Annotated in this window: 19 protein-coding genes; 11 read left to right on the top strand and 8 right to left on the bottom strand. The window is 62.6% G+C overall.

Annotation, left to right across the window (positions count from 1 at the left end; genetic code table 11):
• The 4 genes from AB8B31_RS15410 to AB8B31_RS15425 are packed head-to-tail and all read left to right on the top strand — an operon-like array spanning position 1 to position 6,223.
• Positions 1–921 carry a DUF58 domain-containing protein gene (locus AB8B31_RS15410; protein WP_018243060.1) on the top strand — a complete coding sequence of 307 codons (921 nt, stop codon included), beginning with the start codon at positions 1–3 and terminating at the stop codon, positions 919–921.
• Positions 918–3,731: a DUF4159 domain-containing protein gene (locus AB8B31_RS15415; protein WP_130652841.1), complete on the top strand. Its 2,814-nt coding sequence runs from the start codon at positions 918–920 to the stop codon at positions 3,729–3,731. The genes AB8B31_RS15410 and AB8B31_RS15415 overlap by 4 nt, the downstream gene beginning before the upstream one ends.
• A gap of 1 nt (position 3,732) precedes the next feature.
• Entirely contained in the window at positions 3,733–5,802 is a 2,070-nt protein-coding gene (locus AB8B31_RS15420) for a hypothetical protein (protein ID WP_113542360.1), read from the top strand.
• A 4-nt stretch (positions 5,803–5,806) separates the two neighbouring features.
• Positions 5,807–6,223: a GNAT family N-acetyltransferase gene (locus AB8B31_RS15425; protein WP_047618602.1), complete on the top strand. Its 417-nt coding sequence runs from the start codon at positions 5,807–5,809 to the stop codon at positions 6,221–6,223.
• A 67-nt stretch (positions 6,224–6,290) separates the two neighbouring features.
• Here the strand turns inward: AB8B31_RS15425 and AB8B31_RS15430 are convergent, their stop codons facing one another.
• Positions 6,291–6,854, bottom strand: coding sequence for a GNAT family N-acetyltransferase (locus AB8B31_RS15430; protein ID WP_080763986.1), 564 nt, complete (start codon positions 6,852–6,854; stop codon positions 6,291–6,293).
• Between the two features lie 194 nt (positions 6,855–7,048).
• Here AB8B31_RS15430 and AB8B31_RS15435 point away from each other — a divergent pair, with 194 nt between their 5' ends.
• Positions 7,049–8,035: a glutathione S-transferase family protein gene (locus AB8B31_RS15435; protein ID WP_047618605.1), complete on the top strand. Its 987-nt coding sequence runs from the start codon at positions 7,049–7,051 to the stop codon at positions 8,033–8,035.
• Positions 8,036–8,041: 6 nt separating this feature from the next.
• Here AB8B31_RS15435 and AB8B31_RS15440 read toward each other — a convergent pair whose 3' ends face one another.
• Entirely contained in the window at positions 8,042–8,518 is a 477-nt protein-coding gene (locus AB8B31_RS15440; RefSeq protein WP_018446696.1) for an NUDIX domain-containing protein, read from the bottom strand.
• Positions 8,519–8,591: 73 nt separating this feature from the next.
• Between AB8B31_RS15440 and AB8B31_RS15445 the strand changes: the two genes are divergently transcribed.
• The 4 genes from AB8B31_RS15445 to AB8B31_RS15460 all read left to right on the top strand — a co-directional run bounded on the left by AB8B31_RS15445 (position 8,592) and on the right by AB8B31_RS15460 (position 11,764).
• Positions 8,592–9,500: a metallophosphoesterase family protein gene (locus tag AB8B31_RS15445; RefSeq protein WP_018446697.1), complete on the top strand. Its 909-nt coding sequence runs from the start codon at positions 8,592–8,594 to the stop codon at positions 9,498–9,500.
• A gap of 159 nt (positions 9,501–9,659) precedes the next feature.
• Positions 9,660–10,220, top strand: coding sequence for a tetratricopeptide repeat protein (locus AB8B31_RS15450; RefSeq protein WP_003561379.1), 561 nt, complete (start codon positions 9,660–9,662; stop codon positions 10,218–10,220).
• Between the two features lie 186 nt (positions 10,221–10,406).
• Positions 10,407–10,916: an RNA polymerase sigma factor gene (locus AB8B31_RS15455; protein WP_018243069.1), complete on the top strand. Its 510-nt coding sequence runs from the start codon at positions 10,407–10,409 to the stop codon at positions 10,914–10,916.
• Between the two features lie 2 nt (positions 10,917–10,918).
• Positions 10,919–11,764, top strand: coding sequence for an anti-sigma factor family protein (locus AB8B31_RS15460; protein WP_018243070.1), 846 nt, complete (start codon positions 10,919–10,921; stop codon positions 11,762–11,764).
• A 56-nt stretch (positions 11,765–11,820) separates the two neighbouring features.
• On the opposite strand, the gene AB8B31_RS15465 is transcribed toward AB8B31_RS15460, so the two are convergent.
• Positions 11,821–12,801 (bottom strand): quinone oxidoreductase family protein, encoded by a 981-nt coding sequence (locus AB8B31_RS15465; RefSeq protein ID WP_018446698.1) that lies wholly within the window; start codon positions 12,799–12,801, stop codon positions 11,821–11,823.
• Between the two features lie 5 nt (positions 12,802–12,806).
• Between AB8B31_RS15465 and AB8B31_RS15470 the strand changes: the two genes are divergently transcribed.
• Positions 12,807–13,316, top strand: coding sequence for a winged helix-turn-helix transcriptional regulator (locus tag AB8B31_RS15470; protein WP_028732927.1), 510 nt, complete (start codon positions 12,807–12,809; stop codon positions 13,314–13,316).
• Positions 13,317–13,408: 92 nt separating this feature from the next.
• On the opposite strand, the gene leuA is transcribed toward AB8B31_RS15470, so the two are convergent.
• From leuA to AB8B31_RS15485, 3 genes are all read right to left on the bottom strand, one after another.
• A complete protein-coding gene (gene leuA / locus AB8B31_RS15475; RefSeq protein ID WP_018446700.1) occupies positions 13,409–15,160 on the bottom strand; it encodes a 2-isopropylmalate synthase in 1,752 nt (583 codons plus the stop codon).
• Between the two features lie 428 nt (positions 15,161–15,588).
• Positions 15,589–16,818 (bottom strand): benzoate/H(+) symporter BenE family transporter, encoded by a 1,230-nt coding sequence (locus tag AB8B31_RS15480; protein ID WP_018446702.1) that lies wholly within the window; start codon positions 16,816–16,818, stop codon positions 15,589–15,591.
• 142 nt (positions 16,819–16,960) lie between these two features.
• Complete coding sequence (locus AB8B31_RS15485; RefSeq protein ID WP_003561390.1) at positions 16,961–17,545, bottom strand: ATP-dependent Clp protease proteolytic subunit; 585 nt, start codon at positions 17,543–17,545, stop codon at positions 16,961–16,963.
• Positions 17,546–17,776: 231 nt separating this feature from the next.
• On the opposite strand from AB8B31_RS15485, the gene AB8B31_RS15490 reads away from it, so the two are divergent.
• Positions 17,777–18,544: a DUF2076 domain-containing protein gene (locus AB8B31_RS15490; protein WP_018243075.1), complete on the top strand. Its 768-nt coding sequence runs from the start codon at positions 17,777–17,779 to the stop codon at positions 18,542–18,544.
• 136 nt (positions 18,545–18,680) lie between these two features.
• On the opposite strand, the gene queF is transcribed toward AB8B31_RS15490, so the two are convergent.
• On the bottom strand, positions 18,681–19,145 hold the full coding sequence (gene queF / locus AB8B31_RS15495) for a preQ(1) synthase (protein ID WP_018446703.1): 465 nt from the start codon (positions 19,143–19,145) through the stop codon (positions 18,681–18,683).
• Positions 19,145–20,059, bottom strand: a complete 915-nt coding sequence (gene emfA, locus AB8B31_RS15500) for a CDF family cation efflux transporter EmfA (protein ID WP_026230710.1) — start codon at positions 20,057–20,059, stop codon at positions 19,145–19,147. Before emfA ends, queF begins: the two co-directional genes overlap by 1 nt.
• Between the last annotated feature and the right edge of the window lie 147 nt (positions 20,060–20,206).

Genomic DNA, 20,206 nt, shown 5'->3' on the forward strand with positions numbered 1-20,206 from the left:
GTGGCATCTATCGGACAGATCGTCAATCCGACACCCGGCAGCGATGCCCTTTCTCGCGCCAGGCAGCGGGCCGCCCTGGTGCCGGACTGCCTGGTGGAAGCCAAGCGCATCGCCAACACAGTGATCGCCGGCTGGCATGGTCGCCGCAAGCGCGGCATCGGCGAGAATTTCTGGCAGTTCCGTCCCTATGCCGAGGGCGAGAGCCTGTCGCGCATCGATTGGCGCCGCTCCGCCCGGGACGACCACACCTATGTGCGCGAGCGCGAATGGGAGGCGGCGCACACGATCTGGCTCTGGTGCGACATGTCGCCCTCGATGATGTACAAGTCGAGCTATGGCAACGTGTCCAAGGAAAGCCGCGCGCTGGTCATCATGCTGGCGCTTGCCGAAATCCTCGCCCGCTCCGGCGAGCGCATCGGCTGCCCCGGCATCATGGAACCCGCCTCCGCCCGCAACGCCGCCGAACGCCTCGCAGCCGCGCTCATGCACACGCCGCTGACCGGCGGCCTGCCGGAAACGGCGATGATCCGCGGCTGGAGCGACCTCGTCCTCATCGGCGATTTCCTCGACGATGCGCCGGCAATCATGGAACGGCTCGGCCCGCTCGCCCGCCGCGGCCTGCGTGGCCACGTGGTCGAGATATCAGATCCCGCCGAAGAGATATTCCCCTATAGCGGCCGCACCGAATTCACCGATCCGGAGAGCGGCGCCAGGCTCGTTTCCGGCCGCGCCGAACACATCCGCGAGGCCTATCGCAACGCCTACCTCGCCCGCAGGGACAGCCTCGGACAGTCGCTGCGCCATCTCGGCTGGACCTTCGCGACCCACCGCACCGATCATCTTGCTTCGGAAGCGCTGGTCGCGGTGCACATGTATCTGTCCGGCATGCCGGCCAAAGCAACACATGGAGGGCAGCTATGAACGCCCTTCCCTTCGCTTTCGCCTATCCCGCCATTCTCGGCGCGCTCGTTGCCTTGCCGGTCATCTGGTGGCTGCTGCGGCTGACACCGCCACGTCCGAAGACCGAGGTCTTCCCGCCGCTGAAGATCCTCGCCTTGGTGTTGAAGCGCGAGGAGACGCCGGCGCAAAGCCCTTGGTGGCTGACGCTGCTGCGCATGCTGCTCGCCGCCACCATCATCCTTGCGATCGCCGATCCGGTTTTCAATCCGCGCACCAGTTCGCTCGCATCAGGTGGCCCGCTCGTCCTCTTCGTCGATAACAGCTGGGCGGCGGCACCCGACTGGGAGCGCCGCATCCAGACCGCCGACGCGTTGATAGACGATGCCGAATCCGCCGGCACACCCGTGTCTATCGCTTTCACCGCCGATCCGACCAACGACGCCGTGCCCGGCACCGCCGCTGCCGCTCGCGACAAGCTGCGCGCTGCCGAGCCGCGACCGCTGGTACCGGACCGTGAGCGCGCCTTCCAGGCGCTGCGCGCCGCCCTGAACGGCATAAAGCCCGGCACCCTCGCCTTCCTGACCGACGGTGCCGCCGCCAAGGCCGACGACACGACGGTGCGCAGGCTGGCCGAACTCCAGCCCGCTGATCTGCGCCTGATTGAGGGCGATGCCGCAAGGACGGTCGCGATCACCGCGGCCAACAATGCGGCTGATGCCATGGCCGTCAAGGTCACGCGGCTCAATACATCGCAGGCCGCATCCGTGGCGCTGAACGCCGTCGATAGCCAGGGGCGCTCGATTGCCAATGGCAGGGTGGATTTCCGCCCCGGCCAGAGTGTTGCGACAAGTTCGATCACAGCACCCTTCGAGATGCGCAACGATTTCGCGCGCGTCAGCGTCGACAATGGCGCGACGGCCGGCGCCGTCCATCTTCTCGACGACGCGTTCAAGCGTCGCCGTGTCGTCTTGCTGTCGGGCGAAGGAGGGGATGAGTTCCAGCCGCTGCTCTCGCCGCTCTATTATATCCAGCGGGCACTGCAGCCCTATGCGGATCTGATCCAGCCCGCCGATTCCGATCTCTCGGTCGCGATACCAAAACTTCTCGCCAACAATCCCTCCATCATCATCATGGCCGATATCGGCCGGCTGCCGGAGGAGACCTACGAACCTCTGACGCGCTGGATATCGAATGGCGGCATGCTCCTGCGTTTTGCCGGCCCGCGCATGGCGGCGGCTCCCGCAGACGATCCGCTGATCCCTGTCATCCTGCGCCAGGGAGAACGGGCGCTGGGCGGCACATTGTCTTGGAGCGAGCCGCAGTCGCTTGCCGAATTTCCGAGTTTCGGGCCTTTTGCCGGCATAGCGCGCCCTGCCGATGTCGTCGTCAAGCGGCAGGTGCTTGCCGAACCGACGCCCGATCTTGCCGAGCGCACCTGGGCTAGCCTGGCTGACGGCACGCCGCTCGTCACGATGAAGCAGATCGCATCCGGCCAGATCGTCCTGTTTCATGTCACCGCGGAAGCAACCTGGTCCGATCTGCCGATCTCAGGCACTTTCGTCGACATGCTGCGTCACCTCCTGCAGATATCGCGCTCGGGCGGCGTGACGTCGGAGGCGCGCGGCAATGCGCGTGTCTCCGAAACCCTGCCGCCATTCCGTATGCTGACGGCCAAGGGCACGCTGGTCTCCGAGACGGGTTCGGCGCGGCCGCTCATTCCGCAGGCCGGAGCTGAACCGACGGCGAATTTCGACAACCCGCCCGGGCTCTACGGTTCGGAGGACGGTTTCACTTCCCTGAACGTGCTGCCCGAGAACGCCGAACTGACGCCGCTCGACACGGCAGGGACCAATGCCGTGCGCGAAGGCCTGATCGGCGGCGAAAGCTGGTCGGCAAAACCCGCACTCTTTCTCGCAGCCTTTCTGCTGCTGCTGGCCGACAGCCTGATCGTCCTCTTCATGAATGGCGCGTTCTCGCGATTGCGCCCGGCTGTCCGCACCGCCGCGATGATCGCGGTCGCCGTCGGCGCCGGCTTTCTCGTGCAACCCGGCACGCTTCACGCCGACGACTCCCAGCCCGGCGACGACCTCATCTTGCAGAGGCTTGATAACACGCACCTCGCCTATGTCGTCACCGGCGAACAGGACGTGGACAATATTTCCGAGCGCGGTCTCGAGGGACTCACCCAGTTCCTGACTTTCCGCACGACGCTGGAGCCGGCACCGCCCGTGGGCATCGACCTCACCAAAGACGAGCTCTCCTTCTATCCGATCATCTACTGGCCGGTTTCGGCAACGGCGCCGATGCCGTCGACCGCAGCGATCAGCCGTATTGATGCCTATATGCGCAACGGCGGCACCGTGCTTTTCGATACGCGCGATCAGATCAGCGCATTGGACAATGGCGGCAATGTCAGCGCTAACGGTGAGAGGCTGCAGGCAATCCTCGCCAATCTCGACATTCCGCCGCTCGAACCGGTTCCATCAGACCATGTGCTGACGAAATCCTTCTATCTCCTGTCGAGCTTTCCCGGTCGTTATACCGGCAGCCCCCTCTGGATCGAATCCCGGCAGGGTGGTCAGGGGCCGAGCGAAAAATCGGCGGCAACGGCCGACGGCGTTTCGCCGATCCTGATCACCGGCAATGATTTCGCCGGCGCCTGGGCGATCGACGACAACGGCGTACCGATACTGCCGACCGTGCCGTCGGATGAAACGCAGCGCGAATATGCCTACCGTTCCGGCGTCAACATCATGATGTATATGCTGACCGGCAACTACAAGACCGACCAGGTCCATGTTCCCGACCTCCTCGAACGGTTAGGACAATGAGATGACGTTCGACTTTTCGCCCTTCCTCCCCTGGTCGGTTCTGGCTGCACTTGCCGTCGTCAGCGCTGTTATCGCCGCCTTCGCGATCTGGCGCGGCATTCGCGGCGCCTGGATCAGAACGCTCGCAGCACTCGCCATGCTGACCGCCCTTGCCAATCCAGTGCTCCTGCAGGAAGACCGGGATCAGTTGTCGACGATCGTCCCGGTTCTTGTCGATCGAAGCCAGAGCCAGCAGACGCCCGATCGCGTCAAGATGACCGACGATGCGCTTGCGGCCTTGAAGGGACAGCTCGCCCGCTTCCCTCAGATTGAGCCCCGCTTCGTCGATGTCGAAGGCGACGTCAATTCCGACGTGCCGTCCACGCGCCTGTTCGACGCGCTGTCGGCCAACATCGCCGATGTCCCGCCCGCCCGTATCGGCGGCGCAATCATGCTGACCGACGGTGAGGTCCATGATGTTCCGGCCGCCAATCAGGCGCTCGGTTTCGACGCGCCGATCCATGGCCTCGTAACCGGCAAGGCCAACGAATTCGATCGCCGCATCGAAGTCATCAAGGGGCCGCGCTTCGGCATCGTCAACGAGGAGCAGCAGGTGATCTTGCGCGTCTTCGACGACGGTCCGAGCCCGGGCGGCGCGGCCGATGTCACGGTGAAGCTGAATGGTGACGAGATCGCCACCCTGCAGGCGACACCAGGGCAGGATACGCCCTTCTCCTTCAAGGTGCCGGGTGGCGGCAGCAATGTGCTCGAATTCTCGGTCGCAGCACTTCCTGGCGAAGTCACCACCGCCAACAACCGTGCCGTCCACGTCATCGACGGCATCCGCCAGAATCTCCGCGTCCTGCTTGTCTCCGGTGAGCCGCATGCCGGTGAGCGCGCCTGGCGCAACCTGCTGAAATCCGATGCGTCGGTCGATCTCGTCCACTTCACCATCCTGCGTCCTCCGGAAAAGCAGGACGGCACGCCGATCAACGAGCTGTCGCTGATCGCCTTCCCGACGCGTGAACTCTTCGTCGACAAGATCAAGGATTTCGACCTGATCATCTTCGATCGCTACCAGCACCGCGGCGTGCTGCCGCTGCTCTATTACGATTATATCGCGCAATATGTCGACAATGGCGGCGCGCTGCTGATCGCCGCCGGCCCCGAGCACGCCGGCCCCGATTCCATTGCACTGACGCCACTCTCCTCGGTCCTGCCAGCAACGCCCACCGGAGAGATGATCGAAAAGGCCTTCTATCCCCGCCTCTCCGAGGAAGGCCGCAAACATCCCGTCACGCGCGGCCTTGATGGTTCGGGCGAGGAGCCGCCGCATTGGGGCCGATGGTTCCGCAGCGTCGATGTCGACCGGCCGCAGGGCGAGACGATCATGCTCGGCGCCGACAACCACCCGCTGCTGGTGCTGAACCGCGCCGGCCAGGGCCGCGTCGCCATGCTGCTTTCCGATCAGGGCTGGCTCTGGGCGCGCGGCTTCGAAGGCGGCGGTCCGAACGTTTCGCTCTATCGCCGTATCGCCCATTGGCTGATGAAGGAGCCGGCGCTCGAGGAAGAAGCGCTGACGGCGCGCGCCTCCGGCCGGACCCTTGAGGTCACGCGCCAGACGATCGGCGACAATCCCGGCAACGCCACCGTGCGTTATCCCTCCGGCAAGACCGAAACCCTGCCGCTCACCCAGTCCGAACCGGGCCTCTACAAGGCCGAGAAGAGGATGGACGAGATCGGCCTCTTCGAAATCCGCAACGGCAAGCTGTCGACGCTTGTCCATATCGGCGCCGTCGACGCGCCGGAATTCAAGGCAATGATCTCGACAACCGATGTGCTGCAGCCGGTCGCCGACAGAAGCAAGGGTCTCGTCGCCCGTGTTTCCAATGCAAATGGCGCGATCTCCGTCCCGCCGATCCTGCCGGTGCGCGGCCAGGTTCGCGTCTCCGACAACGATCGCATGATGATCCGCATGACCAGCGAGACGGTCTTGAAGGGCATCAACACGCTGCCGCTCTTTGCCGGGTTCGCTGGCGTCGGCATCCTGCTTCTCGCCTTCGGCGCCATGTGGTGGCGCGAAGGACGGTAATCTCATGCCGGAATTCGAGCTCACCGCTTCGCCCTCGCCGGAGGAACTGGCAGTGATCACCGATGCGCTCTCGGCCTTCAACAACAGCGATGTCGGCCCCTCGAATCGCCGGCCACTTGTGGTCCTCATCCGCGACACCGACGGCAAGGTGACGGGCGGTCTTTCCGGCTTTACCGCCTGGGGCTGGCTCTTCACCCAGATGCTCTATATTCCCGATACACTGCGCGGCACCGGTATATCAGGCAATCTTCTCGCAAAGGCGGAAGAAGAGGCCAGGGCGCGAGGGTGCCGCGGCGCCTGGATCGACACGTTCAGCCCTCAGGCTCTGCGCGTCTATCTGCGTCAGGGTTATGAGATTTTCGGAGAGCTCAAGGATTTCCCGGAAGGCCGCACGCGCAGCTTCCTCCGGAAAAGCCTGTAGCAGGATGCGAGGATTGAAAGAGTTAGAGCGTCCTTTGTGCGTCCGAAAGGACGCATGGCGCTCTAAATCATTCGCGCCAGGCGATCGTGCCTTTCAGCCGCTCGTGCACGCCCTCGGCGATCGGAACGACGAGCACACGACGGGGATCGACCGGGCCTGGAAAAGAAAGCGCGTTGTAGGCGACCTTCTCGAAGCCGAGCGGTCCGTAATAAGGCGGGTCGCCGACGAGGATGACAGCTTCCGAGCCCTTGCGTCTTGCCGCCTCCACTGCGATCCGCACCAGTTCCCGGCCGATGCCCTTGTTCTTGTGAGAGGGACGGACGGCGAGCGGGCCGAGCAGATGGCCCTTCACTGTACCGGCCAGTACCGGCGTCATGCGCACGGAGGCAATCGTCTCGCCGTTATCGGTGCAGATGAAAGAAAGCGACAGGTCATGCGGTCCCTGCTCACGGATGCGCGCGGCAGCGCGCGTGAAGCGGCCTGGACCGAAGGCTTCTTCGTTGATGTGTTCGATGGCGGCGTCATGGGACGCGTCTTCAGTGAGGTAGACGAGATCGTGCTTGTACATGATGACAGAAACCGGATGGACAGATTGATGGGTCTCGAACACGCCTTGGGCGTTCGGGAGCATCAGCGTCGTCGCGGGTTTCTGGAAATGAACATCAAGTAGGGGTCCGAAAATCGTGAAAAGGCCGATAGCAGGAAAAATTTCCGCCGTCCAACGCAAAATGCACGACGTGACGCACTGTTCAATCTTTGCCGCCTGTAAAGCCCTGCCATCTGCGATATCTTCCATTCCAACACGCAATCAAGGGAATGTAGACCATGGGAATGCTGGTGGACGGCGTTTGGCATGACGCCTGGTACGACACGAAGGAGAGCAAGGGCCATTTCAGGCGGCAGCCCTCGCAGTTCCGCAACTGGGTGACATCAGACGGTGAGGCCGGCCCTTCCGGCAGCGGCGGCTTCAAGGCCGAGGCCGAGCGTTACCATCTTTATGTCTCGCTCGCCTGCCCCTGGGCGCATCGCACGCTGATCTTCCGCAAGCTAAAGAAGCTCGAAGAGCTGATCTCGGTCTCCGTCGTCGATCCGCTGATGGTCGAGAACGGCTGGGAATTTAAGGTCGGCGACGGCGCCACCGGCGATCACCTCTTCGGAGCGTCCGCGCTTTGGCAGATCTATGTCAGGGCCGATCCGCACTATTCCGGCCGCGTCACCGTTCCCGTGCTCTGGGACAAGAAGACCGGCACGATCGTCAGCAACGAATCCGCCGAGATCATCCGCATGTTCAACAGTGCCTTCGACGGGCTGACCGGCTCGACGGCTGATTTCTATCCCGAGGACCTTCGCACCGACATCGATGCACTGAACGCCACCGTCTACGACACCGTCAACAACGGCGTCTACAAAGCGGGCTTTGCCACCACCCAGGAAGCCTATGAGGAAAATGTCGGCAAGCTGTTCGAAACACTCGACACGCTCGACGAACGCCTCGGCAAGGGCCGCTACCTCTTCGGCAACAGATTGACCGAGGCCGACTGGCGCCTGTTCACCACGCTGGTGCGCTTCGACCCCGTCTATGTCGGCCATTTCAAGTGCAACATCCGCCGCATCGCCGACTACCGCAACCTGCCCGGCTATCTCAGGGACCTCTACCAGACGGCAGGCGTGGCCGAGACGGTGAACCTGTACCACATCAAGCAGCATTATTACCGCAGCCACAAGACGATCAATCCGACCGGCATCGTCCCCGTCGGTCCGGCGCTCGATCTCGACAGCCCGCATGGCCGCGCCAGGCTAAATGCCGCCTGATACTTCTTACCACCAGTGATCGGGCTCCTGCTCGCCCCGAAGCTCGGCGAGGCGGCGATGCGTCGCCTTGGTCGTGCCCTCGGGCAAGCTGTCGAGGGAAAAGAAGCCGCTGTCGGATATCTCCCAGTCCGGCGGCCGCGGCGCCGTCTGCTCGACTGTCGCCCGGTAGAAGACGACATGGTCGCGCCTTGTCGTCGTGGTATTGAAATAGACCTGGATCAGTTGCGGCTTGCCGATGATCCTAAGGTTGCCCTCCTCGCGCAATTCCTTGACAAGCGCTTCCTCGACCGTCTCGTTTCGCTCCAGCCCGCCGCCCGGCATATGCCAGCCGCCGATATAGCTGTGGCGCACGAGAAAGATGCGCCCGTCTTCATCGAAACAGGCGGCCCGCACGCCCACGGTCATGCTCCGGACGAAACTGAAATAGACATGCAGCAGGCGCAACGCCAGCCTCGTGTAGAGGGGCTTGTTCTCTTTATCCACTATCGCTCCGTTTCAGCTCTTCATCGCGCCCGATGTGTTTGATTTGTCAATAAGCTGGTCTATGTCTCGTAACATGTTCAAGCTCGCGCATATCTCCGACGTCCACCTTGGGCCGTTGCCCAGTCTTTCCATTCAGGAGCTGTTTTCAAAACGCATAACAGGCTTTGTGAACTGGCATCGAAATCGACGCAAGCACCTTTTCGGCAGCACGTTGGATCTGCTGCTCGACGACATCCGCGCCCATCAGGCCGATCACGTGGCCGTCACCGGCGACCTCGTCAATCTGGCGAGCGGCATTGAGATTCGCGCTGCCGCCGCATGGCTGCGCGCGCTCGGCGATCCCGCGAACACGTCAGTCGTTCCCGGCAATCATGACGCCTATGTGCCAGGCGCCTATGAGAAGTCGATGCGCGCCTGGTACGACTATGTCCGCGGCGATCTGGCCCCGCCGCAATGGCAGGACGACCGCCATATCTTCCCCTATCTGCGCGTCCGCGGCAAAGTCGCGATTGTCGGCTGTTCGACGGCGGTCGCCACCCCTCCTTTCGCCGCGTCTGGCTTTTTCGGCGCGCGACAGGCCCGCGATACTGTCAACATACTGCGTGCGGCTGGCGAAGCCGGTCTCTTCCGCGTCGTCATGATCCATCACCCGCCGATCCGCGGCGCCACGGCCTTCTACAAACGGATGATCGGCATCCGCCGCTTCGCTGCCGTGATTTCGACGGGCGGCGCCGAACTCGTGCTGCACGGTCATACGCATCTTAACACGCTGCATTGGCTGCGCGGCCAGGTGCAGCCAGTGCCGGTCGTCGGCATCGCGTCAGCCTCGCAGGGACCGGGCAGCATCAAGCCGCCCGCCGCCTACAACCTCTTCTCCATCGACGGCTCTCCCGGCGCCTGGGAGCTCAGCGGCGAGCGCTTCAGCCTCAACAGGGCCGGCGACGCGGTGATGCCGGAAAGTGCCAATATTTTCGCACCTTAGCGCCGGGTCCGGACTCCTTTTATGCAGCACTTAAATCGATCTGCGAGGAGATCGCGCCACCGTCGCAACATTTGCCATGGCGGTTGCTTACCCTCTTGGTATTTTTAGTGGTAAGCGTACAATCCGAGCAACTGCATTGCCTGAGAACGGAGCGCGCCGATGACTTCTTCTTTCCGTCACCTGTCCAGACTTTCGCTCGCCGCCGGCTTTGCCTTCGGCATCGCCACGGCCGCTTTCGCGGTCGGCGACAACAACGATGACACCAATCCGCCGCCGAAGACCCAGACGACCAAGACCTGCACCGGCGGCAAGGTCTGGGACAAGGCCAAGAAGGAATGTGTCAACCCGAAGAAGAGCAGCTTCAACGACGACGATCTCTATAAGTTCGCCCGCGAGTTTGCCTATGCCGGCCAGTATGACAACGCCATCACCGTGCTCAATCTCGCCCGCAACCAGAACGACCCGCGCATCCTGAACTATCTCGGCTACGCCAACCGCAAGGCCGGCCGCATGGAGCTCGGCATGTCCTACTACCGCAAGGCGCTGCAGGCGGATGAGAATTACATCCTCGCTCGCTCCTACATGGGCATGGCGCTGGTGGAACAGGGAGATATCCAGGGCGCCCGCGTCCAGCTGGTCGAAATCCGTGATCGCGGCGGCGAAGGCACCTGGGCCTATCGCGCTCTGCTGCAAAGCTTGAACGGCTACAAGACATATTGACGCAAGCTTTGCGGGCCACAATACGAAAATCCCTTGGGAAAGAGGGATGAAGACGACCGGATGCTTGCGAAGTGCAGGAGACTTGTTTCATAAAGCACATGTATCGCCGGCGCCAACCATGTCGGCTTCGCGCCGAGGGTGAACCCTTCGACCGCGAAACCATTGTGAATGCTTCTTGGATAGACAATGCGTCAGCCCGCAACGACCATCGATCTCCGGCGTGATCTCGTCGGCCTCCTGCCCCGCCTCCGCCGCTTCGCGATCACGCTCGCGGGTGAGGTTGCTGTGGCCGATGAACTCGTTCAGTCCGTCTGTCAGCGCGCCATCGCCAAAGGTCATCAATGGAGCGGCGAAGGCCGGCTGGAAAGCTGGATCTACACGCTTGCCCGCCAGCAATGGACCGACGACAACCGCAAGCGCAAGCCTAAGGCTTCCGTCCGCGGCAACGTCACCGATATTCGCGAGGCCGCGCGTGAACGCTCGGCCGCGGTCGATCCCGACACCATCCATCACATGATTTCCGATATGCCGGATGGCGTTTCCAGCATGTTCCTGCTTGTCGACGTCGAAGGCCACAGCTACCAGCAGGCGGCCGACATCATGGGCATTCCGGTGGCAAACGTCGTCTCGCAACTCGCCACCGCAAGGCTGCAATTTGCCGGGCTTGCCGGCACCCACCCGATCCACAGGTTCTGAATTTGCTCGATCTTAGGAAACTGCCGCTCGAAGCCCAGCTCACCGCCCTTCTCGATGGCGAAGTCTCGCCCGAACAGCGGCACGAACTGGAGCAGCGTCTGGCAAGCGACGAGAATGCGCGCCGGCTGCATGAGAAGCTGCGCCACGGGGCTGATTTCGGCCGCCGCCGCCTGGACGATATCCTGAAGGAGCCGGTGCCGCTCGCCCTCGTCCGTTCCATCAAGAGCACGCAACCGCCGAAAACGTCGATCGCCCAGCGCGCCACGCGCCCGCAAGTGAAACTGGCGCCGAGCGGCCCGCAGGCGCTGGCCGCCGCCCTCATTCTCTTTGCCGTCGGTTGCGGTATTGGCTATTTCGTCGGCACCGCCCCGGATGCCGACGAGATTGCCACCACGGCCACCACCAATCCGGCTCCGGCCAATACCAACGACTGGCTCGGCGACGTCACCGCCTATCAGCGCCTGCTGATCCGCCAGCCCCGCCATCTCGTCGAAGTGCCCGCCTCGCAGGCCGAGGAAATTTCCAGTTGGCTGACGACCGCGATCGGCGTGCCCTTCCGCGTGCCGGATCTGAGCGCCGAAGCCTGGACCTTCCAGGGCGCGCGCGTCATCCTCGGCGACAGCCGCCCTGTCGGGCAGCTCGTCTATTCGAATGCCGATGGCGACATCATCTCCATTTGCTTCCGCAAGGACGCGCAGCCGCCGGAGACCGACGACTTCAAGGAAACGATCAAGGACGAGATCGGCCTCGTGACCTGGCACAATGCCGGCACCTCCTACGTGCTCGCCGGCCCTTCCGCCGAAGCAACGCTCGGCCAGCTTGCCATGGAGATCGCCACCGCGATCTGATTGCCGGAGCATGATGACGAGCGGTTTTGCGCGGCGTCGTGCTCGCCTTCTTTGACTTAAGGCACCAGCACCACCTTGCCGACCGCCCTCCGCTCCTCGATGGCGAGATGCGCTTCCGCCGCTTGATGCAGTGGGAAACGACCGCCGTCGGTAACCGTCAAGGCGCCCGCTGCGGCAAGCTCGAAGAGCGCGGCAAGATCCTCCCGCACACCCTCAGGCGTCAGCAGCGGCAATAGCGAAAATCCCTTGATTGACTGATTGTCATCAAGCATGTGCTCGACATCGGCCGCCTCAAGCCCAAACCGCCCCATCGCCGCCAGCACCAGCTCGCCGCAAGGCGCCAGCACATCGAGCGCCGCCTTAGAAACCGCGCCGCCGACGGTTTCATAGATGATATCCGCGCCGGCCCCTCCGGTCAGCCTCTTGACGTCCTCCTGCCAACCGGGCGCCGTATAATCGGCCGCATGATCAGCGCCGAGAGATAGGGAAAGCGCCCGCTTCTCGTCACTGCTCGCCGCTGCGATCACCATCCTCGCCCCGTCGCGCCTCGCCAGTTGCAGGAGCAGAGAACCAACACCGCCGGCTGCTGCGTTGACGAGAACGATTTTGCCTTTCACGGGACTGCGGCGTAGGAGGTGCAGCGCCGTCAACCCCTGCACCATCAGCGCGGCAGCCGCCTCGAAGGAGACCGCATCGGGCAGCGGCACCACCGCCCCGCCATCGACCGCGACGAACTCGGCATAACCGCCCGAACCGCGCCCGATCGCAAAAAGAGGAACGGCAACCCGCGTGCCAATCAGCGAGCGGTCGGCACCAGGCCCTGCTCGCTCGATTATACCCGCGACCTCGACACCGGGAAACATCGGCAGGTCAGGCGTTGCGGCATAGCGGTCGGCCCGAATCAACACCTCGAAGAAGTTGACACCCGCCGCATGGACGCGGACGAGAACCTCGCTCGGGCCCGGCTCGGGAACCGGCAGTTCCACGAGCTCGAGGACATCGGGCGCACCGAAGCGAGTGAATTGAACGGCTTTCATGGCAGATGAACCTCACGTCTGATTGGCGTGGGGCAGGTTTAGCAATAGGATATCAGGTAAAAATACACACTCTTTCGTGCCCTACCCACCAGGAGGTGACCATGGCTGAGCCGATGAAAAGACTGCCGGAACTGCCGGTCGAACGCGCGCTGAAGGTGATCTCGGGGCGCTGGAAGCCAGTCATCCTCTATTACGTCTTCTCCGGCCCGAAGCGTCTGTCGGAGCTAAAGCGGATGATGCCCGCCATCACCCAGAAGGTGCTGATCCAGCAGCTGCGCGAGATGGAGGAGCACGGGCTGGTCGCCCGCCAGATCTTCGCCGAAGTCCCCGCCCGCGTCGAATACAGCGCGACCGAACTCGGTCTCGGTCTCGAACCGGTGTTGCTGGCGCTCTGCCACTGGGGTCAGCGGCACGCCGAGGCGCGCGACGAGGCCGACGAAATCGCCGACTGCATCGTCAGGCCGCGCAGCGCTACAGCGCCGCGCGTCTTTTCAGAGGCGCAAAGGGCGCTGTAACACTTTTGAATTGCTGCATAATTTTATCCTTGAATCGATTCCGATCTAAGGAATTATGCAGTAGTGCGATCGCGGCCTAAGACCTTCCGAAATCAGGCCTTGCCAGCCTTCACGTCGAGCACGCGGTTGGCGGCCGAGACGATCGCCTCCAGCGACGCCGCGACGATGTTGGTATTGATGCCGGCGCCGAAGAGTTTGCCACCGGGATAGGAAGTCTCGACGTAGGAGATTGCCGCTGCGTTCGAGCCATGCTGGAGCGAATGCTCGGAATAGTCCTCGACCGACATCTCGATGCCGAGATAATGCGACAGCGCATTGATGAAGCCGTCGATCGGACCGTTGCCGCGCCCTTCGATGCGCTTGATCTCGCCATTGTCGGTGATCTCGGCTGCGACGATCCGCTGGCCCTTGTGCTCAGTGTCAGGATAGGTGTGATGGTCGACGAAGCGCAGGCGCCCTTCCGGCTGCGTCACGTAGCGCTCGATGAAGCGGTCATAGATGCGCCGGGACGGAAGCTCTTTGCCCTCTACGTCGGTGATGCGCTGGATATCCTCGCGGAATTCCACCTGCAGGTTGCGCGGCAGGTTCAGCCCGTAATCCTGTTGCAGGATATAGGCGATGCCGCCCTTGCCGGACTGCGAGTTGATGCGGATGATCGCCTCGTAGGAACGACCGACATCACGCGGATCGATCGGCAGGTACGGGACTTCCCACACGGGATGATTGGCGACCTGTGCTGCCTTCATACCCTTGTTGATCGCATCCTGATGCGAGCCGGAGAAGGCCGTGTAGACCAGCTCGCCGACGTAAGGATGACGCTCGCCGATCGCCATCTGGTTCGAATATTCGAACACTTCCTTGATGCGCTCGATATTCGAGCAGTCGATCTCGGGATCGACGCCTTGCGTGAACATGTTCAGCGCCATCGTCACCATGTCGACATTGCCGGTACGCTCGCCATTGCCGAACAGCGTGCCTTCGACGCGGTCGGCACCTGCCAGCAATGCCAATTCGGCAGCAGCGATGCCGGTGCCGCGATCGTTATGCGGATGCAGGGAAACGATCAGGTTCTCACGATTGTCGAGGTTGCGGCACATCCATTCGATCTGGTCGGCATAGACGTTCGGCGTCGCCATCTCGACGGTGGACGGCAGGTTGATGATCAGCTTGTTATCGGGCGTCGGCTTGACGACCTCGATGACGGCATTGCAGATCTCCAGCGCCACATCGAGTTCGGTGCCGGTAAAGCTCTCCGGTGAATATTCGAAACGGTAACCGCCGCCGGCCTTCGTGGCCATATCGGTGATCATCTTGGCGGCATCGACGGCGATCTGCTTGATCCCCTGCACATCCTTGGCGAAAACGACGCGGCGCTGCAACTCGCTAGTGGAGTTGTAGAAGTGCACGATCGGCCGATTTGCGCCTTCCAGTGCTTCGAAGGTACGGGTGATGAGTTCCGGGCGGCACTGTACCAAGACCTGCAGGGAGACGTCGTCGGGCACATTGCCCTCCTCCACGCACCAGCGGGCAAAGTCAAAATCGGTCTGCGAAGCCGAGGGGAACCCGATCTCGATCTCCTTGAAGCCCATCTCGATCAGCAACTGGAACATGCGCGCCTTGCGATCGTGGCCCATCGGGTCGACGAGCGCCTGGTTGCCGTCGCGCAGGTCGACCGAGCACCAGACCGGTGCCTTGGTAATGGTCTTCGTCGGCCATGTGCGGTCGGGAATGTTCACCTGCGGATAGGCCCGGTATTTCACCGCGGCGTCGGGCATGCCTTTTGCGGGGGCCGTCTTGTTTGTGGAGGCCACCTTATTTTGGGAAGATTGCGTCTTCGCGTCCATCGTATCGTCTCCTCGTCCCGGCATTTGCCCGCTCTTAGCCGATCACGTCGGGCTTGGCGATAAACAAATGCGGACCTTTGTCGGTCGTTAGGTCAATTTTGAAAGTGAGTCGCGAGGAGCGATGGCCGGCGGGCTTTCGGCCGCCGGGCGCTCCTCAAAGGACCCGGCAACCGCGCGTAAGGCCGAGGAGAAGAAGCGAGGTCAGGGCGCGCGTATTGTCACGCAGGGCGATGCGGCCGCGTGCAATCGTGTCAGAAATTCTGGCGCCAGTGGTCTTCATGCCCGCGCTTATAGCCTCGGACGGTAAAGCTGGCAAGTCCTTGCCCGGCTTTTGGTGGCCGCCAACATTCGACGAACTGCCCAGCTATTGCCGCGGAGCTGCTTGAAAGCGCCAGGCTCCGGCATTTGGAGAGCACAACGACCTTCCGTTACCTCGACTGAGTTCGGTCTTTCCAAATCTTCACCAACCGCGACAGCGCCAGCATCAGCCCACCCGCGATCAGGCCCCAGAAGGCACCGGAAATGCCGCCGAAGGAAACGCCGGAGGCGGTGACAAGGAAGGTGATTGCCGCCGCCTCGCGCGAGTCCGGCGCCTGGAAGGCCGACATTGCCGAGGACGAGAAGGCTCCGACCAGCGCCAGCCCCGCTACCGCCTCGATCAGGATCGAAGGTGCGAGCGCGACGAAGGCCGTCACCGCGCCGGCGAGCAGCCCGAGAATGATATAACCGACGCCGGCGATCAGTGACGCCCAATAGCGCCGCTTCGGATCGGCATGGGCGTCCTGTCCGGCGCACATTGCCGCGGTGATGGCTGCCAGATTAACCGCGTGGCCGCCGAACGGCGCCGACAGCAGCGAGAAGAAGCCGGTGACGGCAAAGAGCGGACCAGGCTTTGGATCGTAGTGGTTGACCTTCAGCACCGCGATACCCGGAATGTTCTGCGAGGCCATGGTGACGATGAAGAGCGGCAGCGCGATCGAGATGAGGCCGGCAAGATTGAACACCGGCCGGACGATCTCCACCGTCGGCACCAGTGATTGTTCCAGCGAGCCGAGCGCATCGTCAGGGATATCGACGCCGAAGGCGAGCACCAGCACGAACGCCGCGAGTGCTGCCGGCACCGCCCAAAGCCGCTTGAAGGCGCCGACGACGATCCAGGCGACGACGATTGGCAGGCCGAACAGCGGATTGAAGCCGATCGCCTTCACCGGCGCGAAGCAGAGGCCGATCAGCACACCGGCAAGCATCGCATTGGCGAGTGGTGCCGGAATGGCGGCAACCGCCCGCCCGAGTGGCTTGAACAGTCCCGCAACGATAATCAGCGCAGCACAGATCAGGAATGCCCCGACCGCCGCATTGAAGCCGCCCTCGATCGCCCCGGTACTTGCCAGCAGTGCGGCACCCGGTGTCGACCAGGCGATGCTGACCGGCAATCGGCTCACGGCACTCAGCACGATCGCGCAGACGCCCATGGAAATCGACAATGCCATCAGCCCGGAAGCCGCCTGTACATCCGTAGCGCCGACCGCCTGCAGCCCGTGCAGCACAACGGCGAAGGAGCTGGCGGAACCGACGAAGGCGGTCAGCAACCCCATGAACAGCGCTTGGACGGAAAAATCTTTGAGCATGGCGGGACTCGAGCTGCGCGAATGCCGCATGGAGCATGATGGTTGTCACAGGCGCAAGTCCGGATTCATTGCTTTCCGTTCAGACCTTGCCGCTAGCACTATCCGAAAACAGAACGCCCTCACCTGCGATCGGCAGGCAAGGGCGGGTTCTTGCAGTTTTGGCTGAGAAAACTCAGATATCGGCCTGCGACGTCACGATCCGTGAAACGAGGCCATATTCCTTCGCCTCTTCGGCCGAAAGCCAGTAGTCGCGATCCGTATCCTTGTCGATCTTGTCAAGCGGCTGGCCGGTGGCCGCTGCCATGATCCTGTTCAGACGCTCGTTCATCTTGATGATCTCGCGCGCCTGGATTTCGATGTCGGATGCCATGCCGCGCGTGCCGCCGGAGGGCTGATGCAGCAGGAAGCGTGTGTTCGGCAGGCACAGGCGCCGCTCCTTCGGAGTGGCGACATAGATCAGCGCGCCGGCGGAGGCAACCCAACCGGTGCCGATCATCCAGACCTTCGGCTTGATGAACTTGATCATGTCATGAATGGAATCGCCGGATTCGACGTGGCCGCCGGGCGAATTGACATAGATGCGGATGTCCTCGTCGCTGGCAGCAGCAAGCGCCACAAGCTGCGAGCAGACCTTCTGCGCCAATTCCTGATTGATCGGTCCGTAGATGAAGATCGAACGCGACTTGAAAAGATTCGCCTCCGTTTCCTTGCCGAGCGGCAGTTCCTTCGTCTTGTCGTCCTGGTCTTCGTCGTTCATTCGAACCTCTTGGAGATGAATTCGGGTTCCTCGCACATAGTGCGACTCAATGCCTAAAACAATGCGGGAAAAACACAAGGCACCGAAGCGATGGAGATATCCTTAAGAAGCCGCGCGCCGTTCTGCAAGCCTTACTGAATTGTAACGGCGAAAGGCTTTGAAAAGCCTAAATCGGTTCCTACCTCAGCCTCACGCGGCAAATGCCGCATCAGATCATTAGGAGGCAGGACAATGTCACCCGAAGAACGCCAATTGCTGACCGCCCTCTTCGACCGCGTGCGCACCGCCGCAGCCACGCCGCGCGACCGCGACGCCGAAGCCCTGATCGACCAAGCGACGCGTGAGCAGCCGTCGGCCACCTATTATCTGGCCCAGGCCGTCATTGTTCAAGAAAAGGGGCTGGAGGCGGCCGCCAACCACATCAAGGAACTCGAGGAGCATGTTCGCCAGCTGGAAGCCGGCGTGAGCGAACACCGCCAGGCCGAACAGGGCGGCGGCTTCCTGAGCTCGATCTTCGGCAACACCCAGACGCAGCAGCCGGCCCCAGTTCCGTCCAACCCCGGTCCTTGGGGCCAGTCCCGCAGCTATGACGATCCCCGCGACGGCAATGTCCGCCAGACGCCACAACAGCCGACCGGCCCCTGGAGCCAGCAGGCCTATGCGCCGTCGGCCGGCGGCAGCTTCCTGCGCGGCGCACTCGGCACGGCAGCGGGCGTTGCCGGCGGCATGCTGCTTGCCAATTCGCTGAGCGGCATCTTCGGCAACCACATGTCCTCGCTCGGCTGGGGCTCGCCCTTCGGCGCCAATCCCTTCGGCAATGCCAGCGCCCCCACAGAGGAAACCGTCATCAACAACTATTACGGCAATGACGACACCCGCCAGGCCTCCGATAACGCCGGCGACAAGGACGACGACAACGCCAACGTGCAGCAGGCCGATTACGACGACGGCGACGATTACGCCGACGACTCGTCCAGCGACGACGTTACGGATGTGTGAGATCTAGCGGCCAAAGAATGGGCGGCCGTTGGCTTTACATTGCCGCACCGTCGCCCGGCCCTTCGCTTGGGCTCAGGGCGTTCGCTGCTGCAATCGATTCACTGGATCGATTGCTCGGGCTGCGCCCGAACGCAACTCACCCACGGCCGCGATAGCTGGCAACGCCCTGTTCCGGCAGCCACACGCCTTCCGGCGGCTTGCCCGTCTGCCAGAAGACGTCGATCGGAATGCCGCCACGCGGATACCAGTAGGCGCCGATCCTCAGCCACCGGGGATCGAGCAACTCGACGATGCGCTTGGCGATGTAGATCGAGCAATCCTCGTGGAAAGCGCCGTGATTGCGGAAGGAATGCAGGAAGAGCTTCAGCGACTTCGATTCCACCAGCCATTCGCCCGGAATGTAGTCGATGACGATATGGGCGAAATCCGGCTGCCCGGTCATCGGGCAGAGCGAGGTGAATTCCGGCGCGGTGAAGCGCACGACGTAATCGGTGCCGGCATGGTTGGACGGCACTTTTTCAAGCACCGCCTCCTCCGGTGATTGCGCGGTTTCGGTCTGCTGACCCAGCATCGACAGGCTGGAAACATCGGTACTCGGCATTATGCCTCCTTGACGACTTTGACGCGGATGCCGTGAGCCTTTTCGCCCTCCGGCTCCACATGAATTGCGATAGTGGCGCCCTCGTGCACTGCCCTGATGGCATCCTCAAGGCGGTCGCATATATCATGCGCCTGCCGCACGGACATCCCACCGGGCACCACCATGTGAAAATCGATGAAGGTGACGGTGCCTGCCCGCCTCGTTTTCAGGTCGTGCACACCGATCGAACCCGCCGCATGGGTGGCAATCGCCTGCTTGATCGCTTCTTCCTCCTGCGGCTCCACCGCCTGGTCCATTAGCCCGCCAATCGATTGCGAGATCACCTTCCAGCCCTGATAGAGGATGTTGACGGCAACGAGAATGGCAAGCACCGGGTCGAAGATCGCATAGCCCGTTGCCAGCGCCAGCAGCAGACCGACGAGCACGCCGACAGAGGTCACCACGTCGGACATGATGTGCTGTCCATCCGCCGTCAGTGCCGCCGAACGATGCCTGCGTCCGGTTCTGATCAGCAACCGCGCCCAGACCGCATTGATGACACCGGCCGCGAAATTGATCGCAAGCCCGAGCACAGGTGCGTCCAGCATGCGCGGCGCGGCGAGATAACCGACGGCTTCGTCGACGATCAGCAGGGCAGCGACGACGATCAGCACGCCCTCGGTCACGGCAGACAGATATTCCGCCTTATGATGGCCGAAGGGGTGATCGTGATCGGCCGGCTTCTGCGCATAGCGGATCACGAAGAAGGCGATGAAGGCGGCAGCGACGTTGACCGACGATTCGAGCCCGTCCGACAGCAGCGCCACCGACCCGGTAACCCACCACGCCACCATCTTCAGACCCATGACGCCGAGCGACAGTGGGATCCCCCACATCGCCAGCTTCCGAACCGTAAGATCGCCGTTGTCACTCATATCGTCCCCCTGCGGTTGCGAATGAATTGCAGCATCTAAGCCGTTGAAACGCAAAACCGCCCACGCGAATGTCGCGCAGGCGGTTCAGTTGAGGGTGATATGGGCGATGATGGAGGATTTGTCAAAGGGGAATGACACGCCCTTCAC

The sequence above is a fragment of the Rhizobium sp. 62_C5_N11_2 genome (genome assembly GCF_051811185.1).
Lineage (GTDB): Bacteria > Pseudomonadota > Alphaproteobacteria > Rhizobiales > Rhizobiaceae > Rhizobium > Rhizobium leguminosarum.